Consider the following 22,686-nt stretch of genomic DNA (forward strand, 5'->3'; position numbering starts at 1 on the left):
TGGCGTTCAGCGCTCGAATGGAACCTCGAAGACTCCAGCGCTGGTGCCCCAATGTTCGCGGTCCGGGATATGCGGGTTCCCGACAATTTTGTGGATCCGCTCTGGAGTGCTGGTCAGCGCTCCCGCACCCGCATCCAACAGGTCATCCGGCTGATTTGAAACGTCGGCCTTCCAATCCTTCGCCTGATCCCAGAAAGGGCCTCTCAGCACATCTACGTGCCCCCAAAGCTGCCCATTGGACTTGAGAAGCGGCTCCCAGGCTTCAAGGATCCGCTTGTTCTTGTTGGCGGAGGATGTCACCTCCTTGACGCCGCAGCGGAGCCGCCGCTGTTTGAGAGCCGCTTTCAGTGACGCCGGGGCGAATCCACCGATGCCGTTGGTTTCGACCGAAATGCTGGTTATGCCGAATTGATCCACCAAGTCGCAGAGCTGCCACACCTGTCCGCCGATGATCCGCATCCCGTCATCGCTGGTCTCAAGCACCTCTCCGGTGAGCTGTGCGATGCGGTGGAGGTATCTGCGTCCATAAATGTCCTGCAGCACCAGGGCCGCAGCCGATATATCGGAGCGGAGCTTTCCGCTTGAAGGATCCCAACGGATGGCGCCGCCTGCGATCTGGACGGAGCCAAGGAACATTGCCGTATCGCCGTTGGCCTTCCGAATTGTGGGCTCGTCTTGATAGGGAACGATGCGACTCGGATCGAGACGGACCTCTGTGACAGGCTTGGCATGTAGCTGATACTGAGAGTCCCATTCGCCGATAGTGCGGGTCTGCTGCCGCCGTATCTGCATATCTTCGCGATCAAAGCGTTCAGGCCATGCCGCTCCCGCGTAGCAGTCGATCAGTGCCCCGCCAGGGTTCTCCAGCACAAGCACAGAACCTTCTAACTTGTAGTCAATTCCCTCCGTCAGGAGGCGCGCAGTCTCACCTATACCCATGAAGACGTACTCAGCGTGGAAGCCAACGTCATGGCGACCACGCTCAGCCTTCTCGATTCGGTACTCCTGCTGGAACATACGGACCACCATGCTGACAGCACCTTGGCGCTTCACGTCTTCGTAAATTGAATCATGAGTGTGCGGAGTGCCAATGTAGAGTTTGGGCGCTTTGGGGACAGCAATGAAGACCTGCTCGCCCAGGCGGAAGCGAAGCTTCGCTCTCGCATCCGGAGTTCCGATATTGCCGGGAACCTCGATATCGTCGTTCTGGATGAAGTCCGCACGGGAGCTTGTTGTGTTGGATAGGATGCCCCTGGCGTACATACTCGCGTTGCGGGCGTCATTCTCCATCGCTCCTTTGACCCACCACTGTTCGACGGTGCCGATGCCAGCGGGCAGCAAGTCAGCTGTCAGAGGGTGGTTCCTCAGCACGTTCTGCGTGCCTCGGCTTGTCTTCAACGCCGTCCCGTCTGATTCGGACTGGTGCAGGATTCGCGTCAGCCCCCAGCAGTAGTAAATCCAGGCATTGAACACCTCAAGGATCGTGGACTTCGCATGACCGCGCGGCAGCATTAGCAGGAGCAGCGGATTGGAACCAATCCAGGCCTGCTCAAGAAAGATGCAAACTCGGACGTGCAGGTCTGGGATTTCCCAGCCCATCCGGTTTGCCCACATTGCGAAGAACGCGAGGAACGAAATTCGCGGTTTGATGCGAATTCGATCAGGCAACATTCTTCGCCCCGATGCGCTCAAGGAGCCTGCTTGCCTCGCGCTCTGCGGCCTTGATTTCTGCCTCCGGGTCGGGATCCTTATCGCCGCCTCCAGGCGCCCCCGTATCCCTCAGCAGCTGCTGTAGGCGGCACAGCAGAGCGACCGATTGAACAGCGGTCTTCCTGCACCATGCAGCATCACCCCGCTCATCCTTGCTCATGTCGCACAGGGGCTTATCGAACGCTGTCCAGTTGGACGGGTCAGCGTCACGGATAGCCACCTCCGCGAGGGATTCGGACACGTCCTGCAGGCGCTTGCGCTGGTCATCTCTCATCACTGCTCTCCTGCCATTGCGGTGAGGTCAGGCGCGCGTTCCGGCACCGGCTCGCCCGGCTCCCACCAATACTTCTGTCCAAACTCCTTCTCACTGCGGCGCTTCATCTTGCGGAGGTAGCCCGGCGAGAAATACTCCTGCAGCTGGTGGAAGATGAGGTGGTCAAGCGCACCCTTGGCATACCAAAGGTTGGCACCTGGGGTATTACCCTTCACGAACCGGACGGCCTCAGCGCCAGCGTTCGTGTCCTTGCCCTGGGCGGCTTCCATCAGGTTCCCCTGCGTCAGCTTAAGAACGTCCTCCGCAAGACCGGCAACAGGCCCCAGGGCGGCAGCGAATGGCGATTGCCCATAGCGCGATGACTCAGAGAACAGGAAGTCCCCATATAGGCCGAGCGAGCCGCCCTTGAGCATGGCGGCGATTCCGAACCGTGGATCGGTCACGTCTCGGGGGTCACGCCCTGCGAGCATGTCGCTGATCTGCATCGACACCGCTCCCATTACCGTGGTCGAGGCAATGAGGGTAGAGAGATAGGCCGCCTTGCCCGTGCCGGTCGGCATCGACCAACCGCGCTGAATGTGCCGGGTCATCATGGCGATGGGGAAGGACTTGAAAAGGAAGAACGAACGGGTCAGTTCGCCTTTCCACGTCCCTCGCTGCAAGCCAGTCATCATCATGGCGCGCTCTTTCGCGCCCGGCTCGATCACAGCAACATCGGTCTCTTCAAGCACGACGCCCAGCAAGCGGGTCGCCGCGTTCTGTCGCAACGTGGCCGGGTCGCCCATGCTGGCAAGTGCCGCATCGGGAATCCGATAGATGGCGTCCGGCGTAAGCATGGTGTCGTTCCCGCCGCCCCAATCCTCCAGCGCCGCCAGCTTCCACACGGAATAGTCGGCGTCGGTGATCCCCTTGGAAAGCAGGATCCGGTTGTCTGCGGCATCGATAGCCTTGAGGGTTGGGTGATCCCGCACAACGGAACCAAGAGCGTGCATGAAGGTGACGCCATAGGCTCGCTTCCTGGCCTCAGTGAGGGCGTTCAGACCACTGGCCCGCAGAGTCACGCCAGCGAGCTTGTTGGAGAAAGAACTCACCAGACTGTCGTTGCCAAAGCGATTCAGCGATGAGAGGAGCGTGTTCATCGCAAGGCCCGCGCGCAGGGCCATCCGCTTTTCCATCTGGTTGGCGGGGTTGAGTGCTGCCAGCTCGTTGGCAAACAGCCTCATCGCCGGGAGGTTGTTCACATGTGCCGACAGGTACATGGTTGCATCGTCGGAGAAGGAGGTAATCACCGCCGAGCCAAGCCGCGATGCGGTAAGCCAGCTCCGCAGCGTGTCGAACGTCTCGGCCAGCCAGCGCGAAGCAACAGGCTGCGTACGGCCAGCAACCTGGTTGTAGAGGTTCTCCGACGTGATCGCACGCTTCTCCAGGCGTCCGGACGCGTTCGGATCAAGCAACGCTTGCTCCTGCAGCGCCTTGTCGCGGAACAGACGGAACGCAAGATCCGGGTTCGGTCCGAACGCCTCGACCAAGGCGATATCCTTGGATACCCCGGAAATGTGGCCCGTCAGCACCTCATACAGGGAGCGCTCGCCATAGCGCTGCTGATACTGCAGATACGCCTCGCCGTCGCGGAAATGGACCTGACGGGACTCGTTGCCCCGGTTGGCACGCATGCCGCCGCCAACCCCGCCACGGCCCGGCTCCAGCTTGTTGACGCCGCCAGTGGCGATGCTGACCCAGGCATGATCCAGGAACTCGCCAACCTCCACGTCGGTCATCCGGCTGCCGTCCTCGTTCATGTACCGACGCCGGTCCAGAAGTGGCAGAACGTCCTGAACCCATTGCGCCCGGCCAGCCTTCGCCACCAATGATTGGGAATGGTGATGCGGCATGCCCCAATCATCGAGCTGCCCCACATCGCCACCCGAGCGGTTGAAGCGCTCACGCAGAGCGGTGGTAATTCCGTGGAACACCTTGGCGCCAGCGGCGGCGTCAGCATCGCCAGTGGATTGGCCGTGCAGCTCACGTACCAGATTCCCCACCCCTTCCGGATTCTCGATCAGGCCGAAGAACTTCGGATTGGTCGCCTCCAGAGTGTCGAGCATCTGACGGAGCGCGTCTCGCTCGATGGCGCGCGCGCGAGTCTCAACGGATAAGGCGTTGCCCTTGCCATCTGCATGGAACGCAACCATGCGATCCAGCCCGTCGAACTTGTCGGCGAACTGTGCAAGGTGGTTCTGCACCCGATCATGGGCGAGGATCGTCAGGGCGACGCGCTGCTTCTTCTTGGCCGCCTCGTTCACCAGCTCCTGGGCCGCAGTCCTCGCGGCTTCTGTGAGTCGCTGCTCGGGTGAACGGGCAAGCTGCGCCTGGGGATCGCGAACAGAGTTCTGCCGCATGTGACGGCTGATCCGTGCCTCAATGCCCTGAACCTCCGCAGCGTTGAGCTTGCGGCCAATGGCTGCACTTACCGCGTCGATACATTCGGATCTCATCAGGCAAACCTCAATGCGCAGGTAACAGCGGCTGCAAAGCCACGGGAGTCGATTTCGGCCTGTGCGAGGTCAGCATCGGCACGGGCCAGTGCCTCGGCGGCGGTGACGACGGTTCCGTCCTCCAAGGTCACTTGCAGGTCGGGATTGATCGCAACGGCCTCAACTGCTGCCTGCTGGGCAATGTCAGGGCTGCCCGGCTCCCTGCCTGCCGGAATGCGCGACACTGCGGCCTGCGGGGCTGCGCCGGAATCGGCAGCGGCGGCTGATTGATCGCGCGCCGACTCGGCACGAGCTGGGGACGGCCGGCTGTCCAAGGCTCCTGGGCTCATCCAATCCGGCCCCTGCTGGGCAGCTGCCTGTCGCGATGTCGCGCGGGACGGAACTTCCATGGCCGGGGTGGAGCCGTTGTCAGGCAGCACCGGGCGTGCCGGGGTGGCAGTCATCTGATCCCTGCCGCTGATTCGATCTGCAAAGGCGATGAGGTCGGAGTCTGCATCCACGCGATCTAGCCGGGAACGCAGCTGCTTTGCCACCGCCTCATACCCCTTGGCGGCGTCGGACCGCTCCAGCGCCTGCCGGATCTCGACACGCCGGGCGCTCAGAGCATCGAACTCCTCGCGGCTGATCCGCTCGCGGGGGTCCGCAGGAACGATGCTGTCCCGCGTCAGCTGCTCCTGTCGCCGGATGGTCTCGACAAGGGCGGCGTCCTCCTGCCGGTAGGCGGCAACCTCTTCCTGACTTAGCCTCCCTTGCTGGGACAGTTCGTCCAGGGTGGACAGCCTCTGCTCAACCACCTGAGCGGCCTCTGCCGGTGTGGTGGGCAGCAGCGACGCGGCAGAAGGTGTTGCCTCGGGAGCCGCGCTTGCAAGCATCCGGACCACTGGCGGCGCATCAATGCCCATGCGCGACGCCCGCTGATCCCAATTGGCGATGGCATCGCCCTTGGTCTTCCCCTTGAGGTAAGGGTTTGCATCGAGCTGGGCCTTGGACAGGATCCGCGACATGGGGGTGTCGTCGGAGGCGCGCGCAAAGGCGACCCCTCGCTCCTCGCCAAAGTGGTGGGCGGCATAGAGGTTGTGCGCGGACACGTCGAGTCCAGCCGTCTCCAGCGCGGCGGTGTTCTGTGCATCCAGAGCGCGGGCCATTTCACCGGACTTCGCCGGATCCTTTCGCGCTGCCAGCAGCTGGTTGTCATTCAAGCCGTTAGCCCAATCCGGCTTGGCCTGGGCGACGATGCGGCGCCAGGTGCCTGCGGTGAACTGATCGATGCCGGTGGCGCTGCTGCTCGAATTGGTGGCATCTGCGCGGAACCCAGATTCTAGGGCGCGGCGGTAGGCTTCGTACCGGGCCGGGCCAAACTCGTAGTTGGCGGCCAGATCACTCGGAACGCCAGCCCTACGCGTGGGAAGGAACTCGGCGGACTGGATCACATCGGCGACGCTGACCTGCTCGCCACGCAGGATCGAGGCCATAGCAGACGCAAGGGCGGTCTGGTGAGCGCCGCTGGATGCCTCGTCACGGGGCAGGCCGGGCGCGGTATCAACCTGCATGTGCTTGGCGTTCGACACGGTCAGCACCGCGTCGCGATCAGCACTGGTCGGCTTTGGACCGGCCTGCAGGTGTGCGATGCCACCGAAGGCAGCGCCTGTCAGCACATCAACAGCCCGAGCCTCAAGGTTCAGGGGGCTATATGCCTTGGCAATCTCAGCATTGCCAGCAGACTCAAGCACCGCCTGCTGCGCTACGGCGGTGGCCGTTCCTACTGCCAGGTTCGCCGCAGCGCCCGTGCCGATCCTCTGCAGCAGCGTGGTTCCGAAGCTGGCCGGAATCTTGAATCCCAACATGGTCGCACCAGCTGAGACGGCGCCGAACTGGATGGCCGCGCCAGCATCGACACCCTGCTTTACCAGTCCAGCCGGAGCCTCAATGCCCTCGTTACCGGCCAGCAGCGCAGGGTTGCCGCCAGCAGCAGCAAGCGGGATCGCAATTTGTGCCAGGCCGCCAGCGATGCGACCTGCGGCGCCAGTCTGTGCGGGATCGGGCGCCCAATAGTCCGTGGCCGCCTGTCCAACGTCTTCGACCACGTTCCGGAAATACCACTCCTGCCCACTCACCTCGGGCTTGCTGAGGTCCGCCTTGATGCCAAGGGACTGAGCCAGGGCAGCAGATTCCGGCGTCCGGAAGGAATCAAGGTAGTTGTCACGAGCGCCGACGACAGGGGCACCAGCGAGAGCAACCGTTGTGAACGTGCGAGAGCCGCCCTGCATGATGCCGCCGCCAACGGCGGAGAAGAACCCAGAGAACATGCCGGGGGTGACCTTGGACAAGTCCAGGGGATTGCGGGAGACCTGCTCATTCAGAGCGAGTCCGCCTTGCTCATCAATCTCAAAGACGCTCACGGCTGGCTGCTCCCGTCGATCCGAATCACCAGAGGCGTTCCGTCCTTCTTGTAGAGGTAGGACATTCCGCTTTTGACAAAGAACGTGTTCTCGCCCGATTGGGTAAGGCCGAAGGCGCCGAAGTTGTTGACGGTCGAATCCGGCAGCTCAGCGGCGCGCGCGGCTGCCAGGAATGAAGCCTCTGCTCGGTCCTCAAAGTCGGCTGCCGACATGCCCCACGGGGCCAGTACTTCGCCCCGGCCATTGATATCTACCACCTCGCCCAGCGAAGCGCGCAGCGCCTGCCGCAGCCGAGTTGAGTCAACCTCTCCGCTGAGGTCTCCCTCTGCCGAAGACTTGCCCGTGTAGTAGGCGCGGACCGCCTGCATGGCAACGTCAGCTGCCCCTGGCCGTCCCGCAAACAGCTGCCCGGTCGCATCATTGAAGGCGGTGCGGAACTCCTTGTCAGCCGGGACGGGGAACTTGCTGTCGCCCTTCTGCTGCAGGAGACGGTTTCCCTCAAGCATGGTCGCGGCCACGTCGCGCGCGCCGACTGTCTCGTTCGGGCTGAAAAAGTGCTTGGCAGTGGTGACGCTCGCACGCTCCTTGGTTGCCAGCATCCCCGCGTAAGCAACAACCGGCTCCTCCGGCGCAAGCTGCTGCATGACTCGGTTGAACAACTTGTCATCCATCGTCGCAGTCCGCAGCTGCCCAAGCATCGAGGTTTGCTGGACAGCGGTCGAGTTCTTGAGCGTATCCGCCAGGATCTTGACCTCTTGAGGCAGAAGCAGCCGCTCCGGAACCTGAGTCCCAAAGCGCTTGCGCATGCCGGTAATGGTCGCCATCCGGTCATTGAGCTGAGAGCCGATTTCCCAGGCGTCAGCGGGCGATGCGAGCGCCTGGATCTTCAACGGCTCAACCTCCCCGCCCTCCCGCGCGGCGTTGTAGAGCAAGGGGGAATCCAGCAGCTGTTTCTGATTCGTCTCGACGGCGTTCTTGAGTCGGTCGAGGTTCGCCTTCTGGGCGACGCTCCCGCCATCGGTCAGCAACTTGGACTCAGCCGCCTGCACGTACGCTTGCTGCTGGTCTGGCGGCAGGCGCAGGATCGCCTGAACCGCCTTCTCCTGTTCGGCCCTGTTGTCGAACTCAGCAGCGGCGGTTGTGCCCTTGACGGTGTCGGCCCACTTCGCCCACATGTCGGCGGTGGCCGGGACGCCGCTGGCGATCTGCCGGTCGATCTGATCAATGACGCGCTGCCCCTTGGCGTCGAGCCGATCCTGAGCGCGCTCCGCCCGATCCACCAGCGTCTGTTGCCGGGTAACCACCTGGGACAGCAGAGCGTTGCGCTTCTCCGGGTCGAGCTTGTCTGCATAGAACCCATCTGCCGCCGACAGGTCATGCTCCAGCTTTGCAAGCTCCTCAGGGTTCTCCCGCGAGAAGATGGATCGCTGAGTCGCTTGGGTGGTCCAGTTGCGATCCTTGAAGTCCTGCAGCAGCTTCCCGGTCTGAGCATCAGTCAATCCCGACTGACGCCCCAGGCCACCGACAAGCTGCTCCGCCCGCAGATTGACGGCGGCTATATCCGCTCCCGGCATGCCAGCCACCTTGCCCAGCTTGTCCAGGCCGGAGGTCACCTGGTCCCGCAGCTCGGAGCGCTGGGCGCCCTGAACGGCGCGCTGAACCTTCATCTGTCCGGAATGCGCAGCCCGCGTAGTCCCGCGCTCATAGGCGAGCTTTGCATCCGGCGAAAGCCCATCAATGGAAGGGCGCTCAATCTGTGCCACCTTGGCCGAGTAGTCCTCGGCGGCCTGCCGGTGATCGAGGCCGCCCGTGGCGATTGCATCCTCGGTCTGCAGGGTAGCGTCCTGAACAGCAATCTCGTAGTCGAGCTGGGCATTCATCGCCTTGGCACGCGCCAGGGTTTCGGCTTCCTGCTTTTGGCGGCGCTCCTCCTGCTCAACCACCGACTGCGCCCGATCAGCCACGGCCATCCCGGTTTGGCCCAGGTTTCCGACAGCCTCAGCAACAGCGGCAACGCCAGCGCCGCTCACGCGCGTCTGCACAACCGGGGCCTGCGTCGCACCGTGCCCGAATCCTCCAGTCGGGATCTTTGCCATCTCAGTAGCCTCCTGAGGCGGCGGGCTTCTTCCACCCGCGCCCGTTGTTGCTGGCGCCTCGGAGCAGCGATGCTCCAGCGTTCACGAACCCGGCATTTCTGGCCTGCTGCCCACTGACTCGATACCCCTGGGCCTCAGCATCCAGGCGGTTGGCGCGGTCCACGCCGCCAGCGAGAGACAGATAGGCATCCTCTTCGGAGTCACGGACGATCTGCTGATCGATCCTCAGCGCGGTATCGCTGTTCACGTCCACGCCAGAGGATGCAAGCTCAGCGATGGCGTCCGCCCGCACCTTGTCCCGCTGCTTACGGATGCGCATCGCCTCGACCTCAGCAGCGCTCTGCGCAGTGCGCTTGTCGGCCTCAGCCTGGTCTGCCAGATAGTCGTTGTACTTCTTGGTCTCGATACCCTGTTGCACAGCGGCACCTGCCGCCAGGATCGTGGCACCCCACTGAATGACCGGAATTACTGCAGCGCCCATGGCTCAGTCCCCCTTGTATTCGAGAACGGTCCCGGTCTGGACGAATCCGATCTTCTCGTAGAGCCTGACCGTTCGCTGCAGGGTCACGCCAGTGGTGATGCCTGCTTGGATCAGGTCAGCGCCTGCCTCCTTGCACCAGCCAACATAGGCGCGCAGTAGCTCAACGCCCGCGCGCGTGCCGCGATTCTCCGGGCGAATGTAGATGCCGAACTCGCCTGCCACCTTGGCGTCGGCGAACCAGAAGTCCTCGCAGTAGCCAGCGGCTACCCCGATGGCCTCTCCATTATCCTCAGCGACGAACAGGCAACCCGCGCCGTCGATCAGTGAACGGAAGAGAGTCGCCAGCTTGCCGGGGGCAAACGGGAAGCGCGCATAGCTGGACTCGGCGTGCATGGCCTCAGCCAGCACGAGCAATGCGCCGATATCGGAGTGGTTTGCTGAGCGGATCATCCGTTGTTCACCGAAATAGTTGTGATGACTGCCTGGAGGTGGAAGGGATACGGCTGAGGCTGCTCGATCACGATCCGATAGTCCCCGTTGTTCCAGCCGAGAGAGGAAATGGGCACGTCGTCTGTCACCAGCGGCGGCGGCCTGTCGAGAGCGCCAATGCCGGTCTTGCGGCCCATGAGGGTCTGCCCATTGACCGTTGCGCCGGTTGTCTCGTGGAACCGGCAGACGATCTTGGAAACGCTCACTGCCCCAGCCTGTCCCGTCCCCTCCTGGGTTTGGGTGGCCGGACGAAGCAGCTCCACACGCGGCGTGTAAGGGAGGCCAATTTCGATGGCCTTGGCTGGGCGCTCAGTGGTGATCGAGCCGCCAGCCACGATCTTGTCGTTCAACTCCACGCCATCCGCTTTGACCTTGACCGTAAGCCCCTCAAGGTGGCCCAGGCCATCCCACACGGTCGCGCCAGCCGGGTTGGTGCCGGTGATCGCACTGTCGGTGCAAAGGCTCGAGTCGAAGCGTTCCACGTAGCGGACCTGTTGTCCGTTGACCTCGCGAATGACGATCACCCAAATCTGGGCGCCGTCCTCAGTCGGCAGGACAGAGACGGCGTCAAACCGCCCCACGGTGGATTGAGCGGCCCAGGCGATAACCTCTTGATCCCTGTCGAAGGTGCACACGGCCAACCGGCCATCTCCAAGACAGGCGAACAAGAAGGACTCCGGCTCTACCTGATAGGCCATCTGAGTGATCCCGCTCTTGAACATGTGTTCCGCAAGGACCGTGATATCCGGTGCCGCGAACTGGTCCGCGTCCACGCGATCAGCCGACAGTGCCCGGATCTTGCGGCCACCGCGCTGGACATACATCAATTCGTTGCCGATGCGCTCCGGAGAGACGCGGCTACAGCCGAAGTTTGGCTGTGCCTTCACCTTGTTCTTGTTGTTGGGTGCAATCGCGGAGTCATCCGTTCCGCGCGCGGTTACTGCGCCACCAGCGCTGAGCGCGATCAGCGAGCCCAGCGCCGTCATGTGCGTGATGGCATCCTGTTGCTCGCTGGCAGCGGAGAGCGAGATTGCATCGTCCGCCTCCGCGCCAAGCTCATAGTCGAGATACTCCCCGATGCGCGAACCCCACATGGTGAGCGGGAACTTGCGCGATCCTCCGGTCCACAGGCGCTGCTCGTAGAACGTGCCGGTCCGGGGATAGCCGTTGCCTCCACCCCAGGCATTCCCCATCAGGAGCCACGCTTGAGCAGGCACCGCCACGAGAGCAGACATGGTCTTGCGCAGCTCCCCGGTCGCCACAGTGGACGAAGAGACAGCCGTGATCTGGACAAGGCCAGCATTCAGGTCAACCCACTTGCCAACGTCATCCGCGCGCCAGCCGCCCGCAGACAGGGTCAGAGTGATGGTCGCTCCCACCGCTGGCTGTTCGTTGCCCGTGCCACCTGACCACGTAGGCGTCAGCGTGGTGAACGGACTGCCGTTGATGATCCACTCTCCAGCCGGGATCGTGAGTCCGGGGAACGGAGTCAGAACGTCCACGGTGACGACAGTTCCGCTGGTATAGGCGGTGATGAGCGCAAGGCCGCCCTCCGTCTCAATCTCTCGGCCAACGTCCGATGGCATGAACGCCGCGCCGCTCGCGGTGATGGTGCGACCAGGGCCCAGATCAGCGCTGTCGAGGGTGATGCTTACGGCTGGGCGGTGGCCCACCTCGGCGTATGGAACAGTTACCCACGGCACATCCTCCAGCACCCACGCAGCATCGCCGAAACGACGCAGGCGACGGACCGGGTAGTTCTCATGGAACAGGAACATGGTGTCCCCGCTCTGAACATAGTCCAGGGAGTCGAGGTCGGCCTCGGCATAGTCCGTCTGGATCTCGTAGGGGACGAACACGCCCGGCGTTGTCTCACGCTGAACCTGGGCGCCGCTCTGCAGGAACACCCGCAGATAGGCGTCCCCAATCTCCAACATGTATGCCTGATCGCGGTTGAACACATAGGGCACCAGCAGGGCGTGCTTGTCGCCATGCTTGGCAGGCTGGGTGAAGCGCAGGCCATAGCGCCCAATAACTCCACCCTGCACGAGGACAAACACGTTCTCCAGTCTCTTCGCGCCGTTCTGGTAACGGTCGATATCTGTCCGCCCCGCCAAGCGCTCGCTCAGCTCACCGGCAGTGAAGTTGGTCTTGATGGTGGTGAACTTCACCGCGAACTCCCCCAGCCATAGCCGCCCAGGCGGGCCGTCATCAGCGGGAAGTCGCCCAGCGTCTCAGGCGGATCGTCCTGGCCGTCAACTGCACGCGCCGTCTGCATCAGTGCGCGGAGTTCAGCCGTCTTCGTCTCGATCATCGCCGCAGACTTGGTGATGGGATACGCGAGCCGAGCGGCCATGGCGCAGGTCATTACGTCGATCAGCATGGCGTCCCAGGTATTCTCCGGAACGTCGGCGAGGTAGGTCAGCGGGAACACCACCGCATCACTGAGCAGATAGCGGCCCTCCGCCCGGAAGTCGATGCGAACGCCCCGATCCCCAACGGCCAATGTCCGCAGCCAGTCGCCCGGCAGGAGGAACCGGTTGGTGAAGCCAAATGGAGGCCGTACGGCATCGGGCGACAGCTGTACTCGCCGGATCGCGCAGTTCCATGGGTGGCTGCGGAGTACCGACTTGCGCACTTGTGGATAGAGCGCGGCGCAGAGCTTCGCTCGATCAAGGTCGCCGTATGACGCCTGTCCCTCGTCAAAGCTGGCGATTGGCCTGTCTCCCAAAGAGAGCAGCGCGTTAGAGCAGATGGTTACTGCATTGGCGGTTTCTGTCATCGCGGCCTGCCTCTTGAGACGCCGGGGGCGCTCGGCCCCCGGCAGGTGCTACCTGTCGATACCGGAATCCCGATATCGATCAGTTACCGTCGATGAAATGACCCTTGACGCCAATGAAACCTGCGGCGGTTGCGCCAGCGGTCAGGGTCGCCGCAACGTCGTAGTACAGGCCCGGATCGGCGGCCAGGCCCAGCAGACGCCAGATCGGCCATTCCAGCTTTTCGACGGTCACCAAGCCCGACTCACGCAGGACGTTGGTGGCATCCAGGGCGGCCGACAGGTCCTGCGCCGAAGCGAAGAAGTCGGCATCCACTACAGCGCCGGCCGCAGTCTTGGGCAGGTTGTAGAGGCCGATATCAGCTGCGGCACCGGTTACGGCGGTGCACGAAACCAGCACCGCGCCGACGCGCCAGCTGGAGTGGATGGAGAAGAAGCGCAGCACACTGGTTGCGCTGTCGCCGTTCGCCACCGGAATGACGCCGATGGATTCCTTCACGCGGCCCGTTGCCACCTTGGTGGAAGCCTGCTGCGAGTTGGTCTGCGAGGGGGCCGAGTCGCGAGCGGTGATCGCCGCGCTGCCCTTCTGAACTACTGCCATGGTGTTTACCTCGTATCGATAGGGATCAGGGGATGGGGTAGCAGTGCGCTACCCCATTGGTTGAATCAGGCGTCCGCGCAGGCGATTTCGACCACCTTCTCCTCTTCGACACGGACCGAGCCGATGGCCTGCTTGGCATAGACGCGGACGTTGAAGCCCTTGCCCGGATCCTTGCCAACCTCGGTGGTGGTGTCTTCGCCGATGCCCAGGGCGACGCCGGTCTTAGCCCAGGCGTAGCCAAAGGCGGTGCCAGCGGCACGCGGCAGACGCTCGGACGGAACCCAGGTGAAGCCCATCCACTGGCCCTTCATCGTGCCGTTCTGGATCATCTGCACGGTGGTCTGATCGGCGGTGGTGATGTTCGGGTCGCCCAGAACGTCGGCCATCATCTGCGCGGTGTAGGCAAAGAACAGCTCCTCGCCGTTCTCCTCGTCGGCCTCGTTCTGGCGGAACAGCTTCTTGGCCTGGATGATCTTGGCTTTCGTCAGGCCGGTGGCGTTGAGCGCGATCTTCTGCGAGGCCGGGAGTAGGATGTTGCCCTGAGTCGAACGCGAGCCGCCGCCCATGGCGCCGATAATCACGTCATCCTTGGCGCGGCCCATCGCCGCGACCATGGCCTTGACGTAATCGCTGGTCGGGTCCACCAGCATGCGGACCTTGTCCAGCTGGTCGATCATGTCGCCGTCTTCCCAATCCTCCAGGTCCACATAGCGGGTGGAATGCGGCTGATCGTTGATGGGGGTGTCGCCGTGGCGAACGAGGCGGCGCTGTGCGTTGCGCTTGCCCAGGCGGTTGACCGTCTTGGACATGCCAACGATGCCGCTCTCGATGGTGACGCAGCGCTCAAGGCGGGACTGGTTCTGCTGGGCGACGTGCTTGAAGTTGTCGGCGAACTGCTGCACGAACGCTTCGGTGATCTGGAAGCTCATTGAATGACTCCGAAGTTATGAGAGGGGTGTTCGTGCCTGCTCGGTTATCCCTGGCGGGGCCGTGCGGTTCGCGTGGCAACGTGCGCGGGCGAAGCTGGTTGTCCGAGAGCCACCTCGGGCCAGATGCACGCAGTGTTGGGTTGTTGCGCAGTCGGATTCCCGACTATTTGCCGCAACGAAAAAGCCCCGCACTTGGCGGGGCTTGTCATGGGCTCAGGCGGGGCTCAGAGGAACAGCGTGATGAGTTCCGTAAGGACCATTGCCGCGAAGGCCACGGCATAGATGACGAATCCCCAAGCAGCGACGCACCATGCCTTGGCCCTGAGCCGAGCGACGCGCTCTGCGCCCTCCGGGGACATGCGCCCGCCGATTCTCACCCGGATCATCGGACCGCCGACGAGCCGAGCTGGCGGGCATTGGTGCCGTAGCGCTTCTGATACAGAGCGCTTACCTCATCGACCTTCTGCCGGTGCTGCGGGTGGCTCTTGTCGCTGTAGGCCGGGTCGGCGCGCAAGGCCGCGATCTTCGCGTCCCAATCCTGCGTGGCGGACGGACTGCCGTTGATCGGGGTGTCCTCGCTCAGCTCGGCGCCAACGGCAGCGGCGAAGTGCAGGAAGTCGGGATCGTTGCCGTACTTGTCCTGCAGTCGCTGCAGACTCCCGGCAGCGTCGCCCTCTGCGGCGAATGCCTGGACAGCCCGCATCGCTTGGCCCAGGTTCTTCTGCATGGCCTGGTCGTCGGGCCACACCTTGCCCAGCTCCGCGCGAGCCTCCGCCTGGGTAGCGGCAACATTGCTCGCCAGGAGATCCGGCGCGAAGCCGAAATATTCCTTGAGGAAGAAGTTGACGTGCTCCTGCGGTATGCCAGCCTCATGGGCACGGCCAAGAATGCCCTTGAACAGCGGGTCTGCCTTCACCTCGTCAATGTTGACGCCGTCCGGCATGCCCTCGATCAGGTACTCCTCGGCAGTCTTCGGCATGGTGCCGGGCGCGCCGCGCGACTTCTCCAGCTCGGCGTAGCTGGTCGCCAGCTTGCGGGCCGATGCTTCGAGATCCAGATCGCTCCCACCTTCCTTCACGGTGCGGAACTTCTCCGGCAGCCAGTCATTCGGGCTCCCGCCCTGGTTCAGCAGCGAGCCGCCGCCATTCTGGCCGTCACCGCCCTGGTCGCCGTTGGAATTCGGGTTGACTACGTCATTCATTCGGGTCCACTCCGTTTGCAAAGTTGCATTGCCTGACAATGTGATCCACGACGGAGCGGGCTCCCTCGCGGTGATAGGTGGTGAGGATTGCGTCGATACCGCCAGATAGCTCGGCAGGGCGATGGAAGCGCTTCACCAAGTCCTCAAGGATCAGCGCGCCCTCGGCGTGGTTCTCGAACACGCGGGAGTACATTTCCGGCGTCACTTCGACAGTTGATCTACTCATGCCGCTGCCTGCTGCTGGGTCTGTGCCTGGGCGGACATGGCAACTGCCTGCTCACCCAACTGTTGCTGTTTGGCCTGTTCTGCGGCCTGCTGGCGCGCGTCGATTCGAGCCTGCATCTCGTCGTCGCTCAGCATGACCTTGCTGGGAACGCCAAGGCCGTCACCGATGATTTCAAGCGCCGCGTCATCGTTCAGGCGGTCAAAGACGGACATGTCTCCGCCCTTCGCTTGCGCAATTAGGGAAGCACTTTCGTACAGCCGCTGTGTCGCCGTGACTTCCTCCAGGCGCTGGGCGCGCGCCATTGGTGAGACGTAGCGGACCGAGTAGTCCCGCCCCGCGAGCGATTCGGGCGGATCGCCCAGGACGCCAGCGCGGAAGGCGATGCCAAAGCACCGCTCGATCAGCGGACGCAGGTACTCAGCTTGCAGGCGCCCGTAGATCGGCCCCAGCAGCTGGCGGATCATCTCCACGCGGACGTGCACCTCAGTTGCCGTCATCCGTGGCCCGTCCTGGGGTTGCAGCTGGTCGGCCATCAGCACGCGTCGAATCGAAGCCTGCGCGCCGGTCACCAAGTAGTCGGCCAGCTGGAAGTTCGCGCCGGTCTGGAGCGGCTTGATCGACTCGACGCTGTTAGCAATCAGGATCTTGCGCGGGCCCAGCTTGGCGGTACGCGGGTTGAACACGCCGTCATCTTCGGCAACCCACATTCCGCCAATGGCAACGTCGGCGGACGCCAGCTGCAGGGCCTTCAACTCGTTGAGCATCCGGATATCCGGAAGCGCGTCGAAGACAGGACCGATGCCATAGGAGGTATCGGGGATGCGCTGCCAACGCGGGACGATAACCGGGAACTCGTGATAGCCCGACTCGCGGACCATGTGCTTGTTCTTGGCCTCGACCACGTAGGAGCCGAACGGCAGGTTCTTTGCCATCTTGGCCCCAACCACATAGGGCATCCGGGGCTCGATGGCGTGAATGAAACAGACCTGCTCGTCAGGCTTGTCCTTCACCAGCTTCTGTGTCGCTTCGCTGAGGTTCTTGAGCCCGAACGTCTCGGCGGCGGCAGCGGCGGGCATGGAATGCTCGCGGTAGCAGGTGTCAATCAGTCCGTCGCGGCGAGTGCTGGTGACATAGACACCGGCAATGGGCCACTGCTCGAACGAGTAGCCGCCACGCTCGGCGTCTTCCTCCACGTACAGGGCAAACCACCCTCCGGCCACGGCGTCGATGCACGCCTCGAATGCCTCGGCGTCGAAGTTCGATTGGTGAATGTTGAGCCAGATCGTCTCGGCGGCGTTGTCGAGATACCGCTTGTCCTCAGTCGTCTCGCCATCAACGTCCAGCTCAAACCACCGGGAGTTTGCCGGGGTGAGCCCCGACATGATGGCCGATGCCAGGATGCGGGTTGCGTCGGTGCCGGTCGAATCGAGGATGCGGGCCTTCTGGTTCTGCGCCTGCTGCGCGTCCACAACGTTCCCGTTGAAGCCATGGGCACGCAGCGGATAGGTCATCTCGAAGCAGTCACGCCACACGGGCTCATGCGAGCTGCGGCGGCTCTTGAGTTCTGACAGGCGCTTGCAGATGCGACCGGCGTTCATCATGCGCCCCCGAGAGTCGAGCGACCCTGAGCGCTTGCCAGGAGCGACGGGGCATTGCTTCCGCCAATCAGGCCATCGGCGCCCAGAGTCAGGAGGCTACTCTCGCGGCGGCGGCGGCGGCGTCCGGCAAGCGCAAGGTTCGCCTCCGATGCTGCGGTGGCCTCGGCGGCGCGCTGTTCCGCCACGAGGTCACGCTCGACAACCTTGGGCTGCTTCTTGGATCCGCACATAGCGTCAGCTCCTGTTGCCGCTGGCAAGCAGCGACTGCGGGGTGGAACCTTGCCCCAGGAGGCTCACAGCAAAGGCGCTGCGGCGCTTGAGGCGGGAGTTGAGGGACGCCTCGGTCGCATCAGCGGCGTTCAGCGCGGCCAGGTTGCGGGCGCGAGGGAGAACGTTCTTGGCGTCCTCCTGCGCCTTGCGGTCGGCCTCGACCTGGGCAGCGAGCCGCGAGCGCTCCTTTCGTAGGTCGCCGGTCGGGTCGCCGATAGCGGTCTTGGTGATGCCCAGGGGGTCGGCATACTTGGCGTTCTTGCCAGTCAGCAGCCCAGCCGGGTCGAGGATCTTGGCCTTATTGCCGCACATGGCTCAGCCCTTCGGCTTCGGCTCAGGCACAACCCAGCCCGCATCGGTCAGAACGGGCCGGTCTGCGGTGTCTGCTGAGGTGACGGCGGAATTCGTCGGCGCCTTGGGTGCAGCCTGATCGCCAGCGCTCAGCGCCTCATCGACAGCGCCCAGGACGCTCACCCGGCCCTTGCCTGCGGTCTCCAGCTCACGCAGCAGCGCCAGCTCGTCACGATTCATCGTCGGCAGGGCGCCGATCACGTCCGGGGCGTTGAGCGAGACGATGGCCTCCAGCTCGGCGCGGAGTTCGGCCTTCGGGTCGGCGGCGGCGCCAGAGTCCTGCGCGCCAGCATCGGCAGCGGCGGTTTCAACGGTCGGGGCCTCGCCGGGAACGCGGGGCTTGAGGTCGGGCGCGGGCATGGTTTGGTTCCTGCACTGGGGTGTGATGCCAGTGTGGGCAGGCCAACCATGCGGGTTCCCGACTTTCTTCCGGGTAGCAGGTACGATTCCTGCTCACCCAAGAGCGGAGGATTGTGCTTTGACCATGGAAGAACAGGAATACTTGGCTCGCCTCATCGGTCGGGACGTTGCCCAGGAGCGGGCTCTCCTGACCCTTATCGGAACTCACCAGAGAGGAGATCTGGTCGCCCTCACTGAACTCCTGCGGCAGAACAACGAAATCGGCAAGGCCCAGCTCAGCACGCGGCTGCAGGAGGCAAAGCTGCCGGCACACCTTCTGCGGATGGCGGAACACGGGTTCAGCCTGACGGCAACCGCAATCCTCAACGGCGTCAGAGACCACAAGTTCCATCCGGCTCAGCGCTGACGTGCCGACAACCGTCCTCCTTATGGGGGACGGTTCCCGGTTGGGTGGTGGATCGCCACCCCATCATCCATACGCAACACCACCAGTACCGCACGGACGGATTACGTCCTCGGAGCCTCGTGTCGGCTCTGCCCGGTCTTTGCTATCCACAGGTCGAGCAGCAACTCCCCGTCGCGATACTTCGGTTCGGCTCCCTGCTTCCAGCCCACTATCGTGGAGCGCGGAACGCCAATGTAGGCAGCCACTCCGCCCATTGAAACGCCGCGCCTGGACAGGTCATCCAGCAGGCGGAACCAATCGACGCGACCCTCCAGCGCCTCAATCCTCACCATACGCGCCCCCATATGTACCGAATGGAATCACTCCCCCACCTCGCCGACAAACGCGCGCGCGCGCGAGGCGGACCGAGCCGCGCCCTCCAATCGCGCTCTCACCTGGGCCACTGCCCAAACGAATCCCTTGCCGTTGAGTGCAGCCTCTCTCGCCGCCTCATCGAACATTCGCGCAGTGCCGCCCTCGGCTATCGCTGCCAGCAGTGAGGGGTGATTCGGGATGGACCCCCTCACGCCTGCCCGGCGCATCGACAGACAGACTCGCGCCGATGCGTCTGGATCAGACCAAACATTGATGCTGCGTTCTTTCGCTTCACCATTGCCAGTGAATGGTGTCGATGCGCCCTTGCCGTTGCTGATCGAAGAAAGCCACTTGCGGGTGGCCTTCGACTTCAACCGGCTGCTGTGATCCGCGACCACTATCGCCGGGCAGTACCAACATGCGCCGGAATCCACTGTCACCAGCTGCACAGGGTTGCCGCGCTTGCCAGCATGCGTAGGCGCCCACGAGAACGACGCGCCATCGCTATCAGATCCACAGAGGACGCCAGCGAATGCCAGCTCCTCCACGATGGCGAGAGGCGCTTCCACCTCCTCGGCGATGCGTCGCAGGGGAAGTAGGCAGATGCCGCGAGCTTCCTGAGCCCGCAGCAACTCCTGTACGTCCATCCACGTCCCGCGAGCTGCACGGCTGCAGGACCGCAAGCGGCGGGCAGAGCGGGCCACTGTCTCCCCCGGCCTACTTGCCATTCCCACCATCCTCCAGCTGTGCAACCAGCCTCTCCAGGCGGTGTGCCTGCTGCCGGGCAAGGGACGCGGCCAGACGCAGCGCCTCAGCCATGGTCGAGCGCTCTCCTCCCCGGCGCCACAGCACGCGGTCATAACGCGCAGCCTGCTGTTCCAGCGTATCGGCATGATGGCGGAGCGCTTGGGGCGCCGTTGGAATGAAATCAGCCATTGGCATTCCACCCTCCGCCCCCGGAGCGCCTCCTGCTACCTACACGCGACGCAAGTCCAGATGGCTTGCTTGCCGGTGTCGGTGTCGGTGCCGGTTGCGGCGGCGAGACGAACTCATACTCCGGATCATCCCAATCCACGGCGCGCTGATACTGGAACTCGCCATGCAGGTTGATGATATCGCCCGTTCTCACGTTGCGACCCTTGCCGATGATGATCTGCACAACGCCCGGCTGATCCTCCGGGTTGTAGTAGTCAGGGCGGTGGACGAAGAGGATCATGTCAGCCGCCTCCTCAATTCCGCCCGAGCCGCGAATGTCCTTGATTTCCGGAGGTCGCCCGTTGGCGGCATCCCGGTTGAGCTGCGCCAGGATCACCACTGGACACCCGAGCTGCTTGGCAAGGCCCTTCACGTCGCGGATTGCTTGACCACGCTCAATCACCTCTCCCTGCTTCCCCGGTAGTGCCATCTCGTGCAAGTGATCGATCACCACGAGGCGTAGGCGCTTCTTCGCATGGGCTCGCTTCGCCCTGGCGATGATCTGAGTAGCCGAGAGCTGGGGAGCGTCATCGAACACAATGGACGCGTCCATGAGCTGCTGCATGGCTGGCGTGGTGCGCGACCAGTAGATATCACTGTCGTCCGCGCTGAACTCGCTTTCCATGCCGACAACCCACCCGAGCGGGATCTTCCCCAAGGCGGACACGTCACGGGCTACAGCGCTCTCGCCAACCATTTCCATGGAGAAGACCGCTGTCTGCTCTCCACGCAGGCCGTTGAACCGGGAAATCTGGAAAGCCAGGGTGGACTTACCCATGTTAGATCGAGCCGCAATAACGTAGACCTCACCGTCCCGAAGTCCGCCGATCTTCTTGTTCAGATCGGACCAAGGAGTAGGAAGGCCAACGGGCTTTCCGTGCCGATGGCGCGCAACAAGATCGTCCTTGAACCTCGTGACGTAGTGCCGGTACGGGACCAAGCCCCCCGCATTTGCAGGAGCCAGATCAGATGCCAAAGCGGACAGGCGAGACATGATTTCCTCAGTGGAGACCTCCCGCTTGTGCAGCGCTGCGTCATGGGCACGGCCAAGCAAATCCGCCAGCCGACGACGCCGGGAATGGCTGGCGATGATTTCTGCATGCGGGACGACGTTTGCAGCCGTGTAGGCGCTGCCAGCAATCTCGAATACAAGCGACGCACGGTGACTCGCGTCCGCACCGCCTTGGTTCTGGACCCACTCGGCCACGGTCACGCCGTCAGCGGGTTGGCCCGCGAGGCACAGGGCAACGATTCCCTCATAGATGGCGGCGTGATCGCGGCTCCAGAAGTCCTCCGGGGAGAGCCAATCCTGCACCTGCGAAAGGGTGTCGTTTGCAAGGATCAGACCCGCGAGAACCACTTGCTCTGCGTCCAGGCTGTAAAGCTGAACTTCTGCACGGCGGCTCATCGGACGCCCCTCCGCGTGTAGAAGTCCTCAATCACCTTGGCGAAGTTTTCGGGACTGACAAGCCACTCAAGCGTGCACTTGAACGGGGTGCCATCGTGGCCGTTGACCTTACCCATGAGCCATCCGCTTTTGCGGACGGTCAGGAAGAACTGACGCCACCACTCGATGCTCTGCCGCGAAGGGTCGGCCTTCCAACGCGCGGCAAGCTTGTTCCGGCGAGTTCCCTCCCAGGTCCGAACCTCCGGCAGCTCCGGCAGCACCTCATGGAACAGATCAACGATTTCCAGGTGAGGGCACGGCGGCGGGCCATTCTTCTTGGGCTTCGGCTTAACCGAGTCTCCGAGAAGATCACCACTCACGCTCTCGTCGCCAGTCACGGCAACGCCGCTGGCTGACGACAAACCCACGATAGTGGGTTCTTCTTCTTCCTGATCCTGTTCCTGCTGCTGTTCCTGTTCCTGCTCCTGATTAGGCATAGTCTTTCCGTAAGCCTTGGACAAAGGCTTCCCGAAAGTCTCATTGAAAGCCTTTGCGAAAGCCTCTCCTAGCCCGCAAACAGTGGCTCTCAGGTGATCCAGGGCCTCCGATTTCAAGGCGCACTCTGGAATCATGTTGAACTCAGCGCCCCACCCACGGACCACGTTTGGTGACTCGGGACGGTTGTGGGTGATGGCCTTCGGAACCCACACAACGCGGGATTTGAAATCGGCTTTGACCATGCCTTGCGAGTAGGCTTCACTGAAGGCTTTATCAAAGCCTTCCATGCCCCAGCCAAGCTCCTCCGCAAGGGCGGCGCGGCCTGCGCGGAAAAGGCCAGGAATAGGGCCGGTATGCGGTCCGGTGATGAGGTACAGCCAAAGACCTTGGCCGCAAGGCGGCATTGGGGTGAGGCGACGGAACTTCTCGTCGCCCCACATTTTCACCTCGACCTTGCGATACCGGCCCTTGGGCTGGCGCGCTTCGGCTGCCTCAGTCATTGCAGGCTCCATCGCCGAACTCTTCGCGCATCAGTGCTGCGAACTGCGCCAAGTGCGCAGGGGTGATCCACCGCTTATCAGCGACATGGCGCGCGATTTCCTGCGCCTGCTCCGCGCTGTGAATGCTGGGGTCGTACTCAAACCCTGGGTGATTGGGGTCGGTGAAGATGGCGAATACAACGCCGTTGATCCGCTCAACACGGACGAGTGCAGCCGGTTCAGCGGCTGAGTTGATGCTTGTGTCGTGAGATGGCATAGTGGCCTCGGTCTCAACGAAGCCTCCGCGCATGTCTGCCCGACAGCGGGG

General features: G+C 63.2%; 22 protein-coding genes. 1 reads left to right on the forward strand and 21 read right to left on the reverse strand.

The features are described 5' to 3' along the window. Positions 1–6: 6 nt before the first annotated feature. The 16 genes from terL to AC5P57_RS18035 all read right to left on the reverse strand — a co-directional run bounded on the left by terL (position 7) and on the right by AC5P57_RS18035 (position 18,259). A complete protein-coding gene (gene terL / locus AC5P57_RS17960) occupies positions 7–1,671 on the reverse strand; it encodes a phage terminase large subunit (RefSeq protein ID WP_495219692.1) in 1,665 nt (554 codons plus the stop codon). Beyond that, on the reverse strand, positions 1,661–1,984 hold the full coding sequence (locus AC5P57_RS17965; protein ID WP_495219693.1) for a hypothetical protein: 324 nt from the start codon (positions 1,982–1,984) through the stop codon (positions 1,661–1,663). Before AC5P57_RS17965 ends, terL begins: the two co-directional genes overlap by 11 nt. Continuing rightward, the gene (locus AC5P57_RS17970) at positions 1,984–4,479 is read right to left on the reverse strand and encodes a hypothetical protein (protein WP_495219694.1); all 2,496 of its coding nucleotides are present in this window, start codon (positions 4,477–4,479) and stop codon (positions 1,984–1,986) included. The genes AC5P57_RS17965 and AC5P57_RS17970 overlap by 1 nt, the downstream gene beginning before the upstream one ends. Further along, positions 4,479–6,878: a lysozyme family protein gene (locus tag AC5P57_RS17975; RefSeq protein ID WP_495219695.1), complete on the reverse strand. Its 2,400-nt coding sequence runs from the start codon at positions 6,876–6,878 to the stop codon at positions 4,479–4,481. The genes AC5P57_RS17970 and AC5P57_RS17975 overlap by 1 nt, the downstream gene beginning before the upstream one ends. Beyond that, the gene (locus AC5P57_RS17980) at positions 6,875–8,974 is read right to left on the reverse strand and encodes a coiled-coil domain-containing protein (protein WP_495219696.1); all 2,100 of its coding nucleotides are present in this window, start codon (positions 8,972–8,974) and stop codon (positions 6,875–6,877) included. Before AC5P57_RS17980 ends, AC5P57_RS17975 begins: the two co-directional genes overlap by 4 nt. Before the next feature lies 1 nt (position 8,975). Further along, positions 8,976–9,455 carry a hypothetical protein gene (locus AC5P57_RS17985; protein ID WP_495219697.1) on the reverse strand — a complete coding sequence of 160 codons (480 nt, stop codon included), beginning with the start codon at positions 9,453–9,455 and terminating at the stop codon, positions 8,976–8,978. Between the two features lie 3 nt (positions 9,456–9,458). Continuing rightward, the gene (locus tag AC5P57_RS17990; protein WP_495219699.1) at positions 9,459–9,905 is read right to left on the reverse strand and encodes a GNAT family N-acetyltransferase; all 447 of its coding nucleotides are present in this window, start codon (positions 9,903–9,905) and stop codon (positions 9,459–9,461) included. Beyond that, complete coding sequence (locus AC5P57_RS17995) at positions 9,902–12,115, reverse strand: phage tail protein (protein ID WP_495219700.1); 2,214 nt, start codon at positions 12,113–12,115, stop codon at positions 9,902–9,904. The genes AC5P57_RS17990 and AC5P57_RS17995 overlap by 4 nt, the downstream gene beginning before the upstream one ends. Continuing rightward, a complete protein-coding gene (locus tag AC5P57_RS18000; protein ID WP_495219702.1) occupies positions 12,112–12,726 on the reverse strand; it encodes a phage connector family protein in 615 nt (204 codons plus the stop codon). Before AC5P57_RS18000 ends, AC5P57_RS17995 begins: the two co-directional genes overlap by 4 nt. A gap of 79 nt (positions 12,727–12,805) precedes the next feature. Continuing rightward, positions 12,806–13,324 (reverse strand): hypothetical protein, encoded by a 519-nt coding sequence (locus AC5P57_RS18005; RefSeq protein WP_495219703.1) that lies wholly within the window; start codon positions 13,322–13,324, stop codon positions 12,806–12,808. A gap of 65 nt (positions 13,325–13,389) precedes the next feature. Next, positions 13,390–14,253 (reverse strand): phage capsid protein, encoded by an 864-nt coding sequence (locus AC5P57_RS18010; RefSeq protein ID WP_495219704.1) that lies wholly within the window; start codon positions 14,251–14,253, stop codon positions 13,390–13,392. A 382-nt stretch (positions 14,254–14,635) separates the two neighbouring features. Further along, the gene (locus AC5P57_RS18015) at positions 14,636–15,454 is read right to left on the reverse strand and encodes a hypothetical protein (RefSeq protein WP_495219705.1); all 819 of its coding nucleotides are present in this window, start codon (positions 15,452–15,454) and stop codon (positions 14,636–14,638) included. Continuing rightward, positions 15,447–15,680, reverse strand: coding sequence for a Bbp19 family protein (locus tag AC5P57_RS18020; RefSeq protein ID WP_495219706.1), 234 nt, complete (start codon positions 15,678–15,680; stop codon positions 15,447–15,449). Before AC5P57_RS18020 ends, AC5P57_RS18015 begins: the two co-directional genes overlap by 8 nt. Then, positions 15,677–17,278, reverse strand: coding sequence for a portal protein (locus AC5P57_RS18025; protein ID WP_495219707.1), 1,602 nt, complete (start codon positions 17,276–17,278; stop codon positions 15,677–15,679). The genes AC5P57_RS18020 and AC5P57_RS18025 overlap by 4 nt, the downstream gene beginning before the upstream one ends. Before the next feature lie 234 nt (positions 17,279–17,512). Continuing rightward, a complete protein-coding gene (locus tag AC5P57_RS18030; protein ID WP_414488447.1) occupies positions 17,513–17,860 on the reverse strand; it encodes a hypothetical protein in 348 nt (115 codons plus the stop codon). Between the two features lie 3 nt (positions 17,861–17,863). Next, positions 17,864–18,259 carry a hypothetical protein gene (locus AC5P57_RS18035; protein WP_495219708.1) on the reverse strand — a complete coding sequence of 132 codons (396 nt, stop codon included), beginning with the start codon at positions 18,257–18,259 and terminating at the stop codon, positions 17,864–17,866. Positions 18,260–18,383: 124 nt separating this feature from the next. Here AC5P57_RS18035 and AC5P57_RS18040 point away from each other — a divergent pair, with 124 nt between their 5' ends. Further along, on the forward strand, positions 18,384–18,665 hold the full coding sequence (locus tag AC5P57_RS18040) for a hypothetical protein (RefSeq protein WP_495219709.1): 282 nt from the start codon (positions 18,384–18,386) through the stop codon (positions 18,663–18,665). A gap of 359 nt (positions 18,666–19,024) precedes the next feature. Here the strand turns inward: AC5P57_RS18040 and AC5P57_RS18045 are convergent, their stop codons facing one another. The 5 genes from AC5P57_RS18045 to AC5P57_RS18065 all read right to left on the reverse strand — a co-directional run bounded on the left by AC5P57_RS18045 (position 19,025) and on the right by AC5P57_RS18065 (position 22,635). Beyond that, positions 19,025–19,666, reverse strand: a complete 642-nt coding sequence (locus tag AC5P57_RS18045; RefSeq protein ID WP_495219710.1) for a hypothetical protein — start codon at positions 19,664–19,666, stop codon at positions 19,025–19,027. Between the two features lie 70 nt (positions 19,667–19,736). Next, the gene (locus AC5P57_RS18050) at positions 19,737–19,955 is read right to left on the reverse strand and encodes a hypothetical protein (RefSeq protein ID WP_495219711.1); all 219 of its coding nucleotides are present in this window, start codon (positions 19,953–19,955) and stop codon (positions 19,737–19,739) included. Further along, the gene (locus tag AC5P57_RS18055) at positions 19,948–21,402 is read right to left on the reverse strand and encodes a replicative DNA helicase (protein WP_495219712.1); all 1,455 of its coding nucleotides are present in this window, start codon (positions 21,400–21,402) and stop codon (positions 19,948–19,950) included. The genes AC5P57_RS18050 and AC5P57_RS18055 overlap by 8 nt, the downstream gene beginning before the upstream one ends. Continuing rightward, the gene (locus AC5P57_RS18060) at positions 21,399–22,379 is read right to left on the reverse strand and encodes a hypothetical protein (protein ID WP_495219713.1); all 981 of its coding nucleotides are present in this window, start codon (positions 22,377–22,379) and stop codon (positions 21,399–21,401) included. The genes AC5P57_RS18055 and AC5P57_RS18060 overlap by 4 nt, the downstream gene beginning before the upstream one ends. Beyond that, entirely contained in the window at positions 22,372–22,635 is a 264-nt protein-coding gene (locus AC5P57_RS18065) for a hypothetical protein (RefSeq protein ID WP_495219714.1), read from the reverse strand. The genes AC5P57_RS18060 and AC5P57_RS18065 overlap by 8 nt, the downstream gene beginning before the upstream one ends. Positions 22,636–22,686: the final 51 nt, after the last annotated feature.

This window comes from Stenotrophomonas sp. YJH_SMC_79 (genome assembly GCF_059367995.1).

Coding starts and splice junctions, on each gene's coding strand:
- terL (WP_495219692.1), bottom strand. CDS start 1,671: ATGTTGCCTGATCGAATTCGCATCAAACCGCGAATTTCGTTCCTCGCG.
- AC5P57_RS17965 (WP_495219693.1), bottom strand. CDS start 1,984: ATGAGAGATGACCAGCGCAAGCGCCTGCAGGACGTGTCCGAATCCCTC.
- AC5P57_RS17970 (WP_495219694.1), bottom strand. CDS start 4,479: ATGAGATCCGAATGTATCGACGCGGTAAGTGCAGCCATTGGCCGCAAG.
- AC5P57_RS17980 (WP_495219696.1), bottom strand. CDS start 8,974: ATGGCAAAGATCCCGACTGGAGGATTCGGGCACGGTGCGACGCAGGCC.
- AC5P57_RS17985 (WP_495219697.1), bottom strand. CDS start 9,455: ATGGGCGCTGCAGTAATTCCGGTCATTCAGTGGGGTGCCACGATCCTG.
- AC5P57_RS17990 (WP_495219699.1), bottom strand. CDS start 9,905: ATGATCCGCTCAGCAAACCACTCCGATATCGGCGCATTGCTCGTGCTG.
- AC5P57_RS18000 (WP_495219702.1), bottom strand. CDS start 12,726: ATGACAGAAACCGCCAATGCAGTAACCATCTGCTCTAACGCGCTGCTC.
- AC5P57_RS18005 (WP_495219703.1), bottom strand. CDS start 13,324: ATGGCAGTAGTTCAGAAGGGCAGCGCGGCGATCACCGCTCGCGACTCG.
- AC5P57_RS18010 (WP_495219704.1), bottom strand. CDS start 14,253: ATGAGCTTCCAGATCACCGAAGCGTTCGTGCAGCAGTTCGCCGACAAC.
- AC5P57_RS18015 (WP_495219705.1), bottom strand. CDS start 15,454: ATGAATGACGTAGTCAACCCGAATTCCAACGGCGACCAGGGCGGTGAC.
- AC5P57_RS18020 (WP_495219706.1), bottom strand. CDS start 15,680: ATGAGTAGATCAACTGTCGAAGTGACGCCGGAAATGTACTCCCGCGTG.
- AC5P57_RS18025 (WP_495219707.1), bottom strand. CDS start 17,278: ATGAACGCCGGTCGCATCTGCAAGCGCCTGTCAGAACTCAAGAGCCGC.
- AC5P57_RS18030 (WP_414488447.1), bottom strand. CDS start 17,860: ATGTGCGGCAATAAGGCCAAGATCCTCGACCCGGCTGGGCTGCTGACT.
- AC5P57_RS18035 (WP_495219708.1), bottom strand. CDS start 18,259: ATGCCCGCGCCCGACCTCAAGCCCCGCGTTCCCGGCGAGGCCCCGACC.
- AC5P57_RS18040 (WP_495219709.1), top strand. CDS start 18,384: ATGGAAGAACAGGAATACTTGGCTCGCCTCATCGGTCGGGACGTTGCC.
- AC5P57_RS18045 (WP_495219710.1), bottom strand. CDS start 19,666: ATGGACGTACAGGAGTTGCTGCGGGCTCAGGAAGCTCGCGGCATCTGC.
- AC5P57_RS18050 (WP_495219711.1), bottom strand. CDS start 19,955: ATGGCTGATTTCATTCCAACGGCGCCCCAAGCGCTCCGCCATCATGCC.
- AC5P57_RS18055 (WP_495219712.1), bottom strand. CDS start 21,402: ATGAGCCGCCGTGCAGAAGTTCAGCTTTACAGCCTGGACGCAGAGCAA.
- AC5P57_RS18060 (WP_495219713.1), bottom strand. CDS start 22,379: ATGACTGAGGCAGCCGAAGCGCGCCAGCCCAAGGGCCGGTATCGCAAG.
- AC5P57_RS18065 (WP_495219714.1), bottom strand. CDS start 22,635: ATGCCATCTCACGACACAAGCATCAACTCAGCCGCTGAACCGGCTGCA.